The following is a 1847-nucleotide window of genomic DNA, read 5'->3' on the forward strand; positions in this document are numbered from 1 at the left end:
TGGTTCACAGATTAGATTCTGACGTACTTTGGAAGGCTCGAAGTTCGATTCGATATTCCATAAGAGAGTTCGAAGAACTCTTGGCCCCGATAGAATTAACCGAGGTCCATTCTACGGGTCGGTCTATCAGCGTCCGTCTCAATCAGTTAGATAGGTACGCATCCACCATCAGTTCGGATCCAGATGCCGCTCCTGCTGTAGGTACATATCGAGACGTTCTCACCGCTCTCAACAGATTACGAGACGAATGGCCAGCTATCCCTGAAGACCAGAAGAAAGAGGGGCAACTAGTGACTCACCTGATGACGATCGCAGATTCTGAGGAAAGTGTAGCGGTAGTCACACCCACCGAGCGGGGGACACAAGCAATCGCAACTCACTTGCAAGCACACTACGGCCACCTCTACTCACAGTTAGGTGATGATTTGCACATCCACGGTCCGAAAAGCGTTCGATCTGCAACTCCAGTAGACCACGTCTTGCTGTATGGTGCTCCGAGATACGGCCAAAGAGACCTACTTCGACTATCGATATCGCCACATCTGGTGGTTCTCGCGTATCCGTCAGAACTCAGATTACTCCGGAGTCAAGTCAACTCACTCAACGAAGCGTTCAAAGACGCTACGGAGTTTCCAACTTGGGAGTTGGCGGCGTCAGCGACCACAACTGCCTGCGAATCGGATCAGATACACCCAAGTCCCGAACGAATAGACGTAACGGTCCCAGAAGAAGGAAACCGGGAGAAGAGTAGTCTAGTATCCGACGTTGACCTGAGGAGTGGAAAAGGCGAATCCGATTTAGCCGACATCGTTCGAACCTTTGACCCAGACTATCTCTCGCCCGCTCAGGACCCGATCAGGAATCAGGTAAACGAACCAACTTCGGAGCAGACTACATCAACGACGAAGTGTACCATTTTAGAAGTGGAAACGGGCGGGAAATTATACTACAGACCCACAGACGAAGTTTCGGTCCTTAGAGCGGATCACCAAAAGATACTGACTAAAGAGTCAAGAAATGTGTCCATCGGAGATGTAGTTCTACATTTTGAGGACTCTGAGGAGATGAGAGATGAGCTCTATGGGTTAATTAGAGAACGTGGTGACGCACAGTTAGCGTTCTATGCTGGAAGTTGGCGTGCACTCTTAGAGCAGGCGATCAAAGAGAAAGGGGACGACTTAGACGATTTCATAGAGCGTGTCGAAAATCACCTGAACCCAGATGAATACAAGGTCAAACAGACTTATCGGAGGTGGTACAACATAGACGTGACGCGTACTCGGTCGAAAAGAAGTATGAGGGCGATGGCCTCTGCGTACGAATTGACGTTTGTTGAGGACAACCTCGACGTTGTGTGGAATGCAGTTCACGAGATGGAGAACCTCTACCACAAATTGAAAGAAGCAATAGAAGAACATGCTCTCCGTGCTGCTACGACCGGTGAGTACGAGGATACTGTCGTGAGCGAACACCCGCGAATCCAACTCAGTGATTTCGACATTGAACATCATTTGCACCAGTGTACCATTACGGGGAAAGCGACCGACAAGGTCCCGCCGTACAAGATCGGAACGTACGACCGCCCGTAGTTGTCATTTTTGCTCACTCGTTTTTCCTCGGACTCTGCCAGAAATACGACTTCAACGAACCCGTGTTTCCCGTCAATGCGCGAAGCCACTACCTGTAATCCACACACGAAGCCAGGTTGTCGGTTCAGGCATGGGCCGTTCACCGATCCGTGCTTCTATAATCGATTGGTCAGAAGTATGGCTTCAGCAAAGTCAGTGAATCCACAACATGAGCAGTATCACCGATTATATCGGCAAATCAACTGGGTGAGAGTACTC

Annotated in this window: 1 protein-coding gene; it reads left to right on the forward strand. The window is 49.7% G+C overall.

What is annotated here, in order from left to right; all coding sequences use genetic code 11:
• A partial coding sequence (locus AUR66_RS15960; RefSeq protein ID WP_231727931.1) for a DISARM anti-phage system protein DrmE domain-containing protein occupies window positions 1-1589 on the forward strand: 1589 nt, incomplete at its 5' end.
• Between the last annotated feature and the right edge of the window lie 258 nt (window positions 1590-1847).

It is taken from the genome of Haloferax profundi, assembly GCF_001469865.1.
In the GTDB taxonomy this organism is placed as follows: domain Archaea; phylum Halobacteriota; class Halobacteria; order Halobacteriales; family Haloferacaceae; genus Haloferax; species Haloferax profundi.